The organism is Vibrio sp. YT-19(2023), assembly GCF_033337395.1.
The window spans coordinates 1-547 of sequence record NZ_JAWOQN010000992.1 but is presented as its reverse complement, the minus strand read 5'-3'; the positions used below and the strand labels follow the sequence as shown (position 1 = coordinate 547).

Annotated in this window: 1 protein-coding gene; it reads right to left on the bottom strand. The window is 47.3% G+C overall.

The window, feature by feature from the left end:
* Window positions 1-547: DUF3394 domain-containing protein (locus tag R7E78_RS29620; RefSeq protein WP_318059080.1), on the bottom strand; the 547-nt coding region annotated here is incomplete at both ends.

The window sequence follows — 547 nt, the reverse complement described above, 5'->3', positions numbered from 1 at the left end:
CCCAGGAGAAAGAACTTTCGCTGGGTATAACATGTCCCACCAAAAACCAGGTCGGAAGAATGAGAAAGTTAATACTAATAATAGGACTGTTTCCCACCACTTGTTACGAGTCAGCCACCATCCCTGCGTAGCGGCAGAGAAGATCAGCATCGCAATGATGGAAGAGATTACCGTGAGTGCTAAATGCCACCAAGAATCGATACCCATCAACAATAATTGGGTATTGAAAACAAACATGAATGGCAGAATGGCGGTTCTAATATCGTAGGTAAAGCCTTGGATACCGGTACGAATTGGATCGGACTTCGCGATTGCTGCAGCGGCAAAGGCAGCCAGACCGACCGGTGGTGTATCATCGGCGAGAATACCGAAATAGAACACGAACAAGTGCACTGCAATCAGTGGAATGATAAGACCGTGCGCTGCACCGAGCGTTACGATAACTGGCGCCATTAGCGTTGATACTACAATGTAGTTTGCTGTGGTAGGCAGACCCATACCGAGAATCAGACTGATAACTGCAGTAAACAGCAGCATTAGGATGACG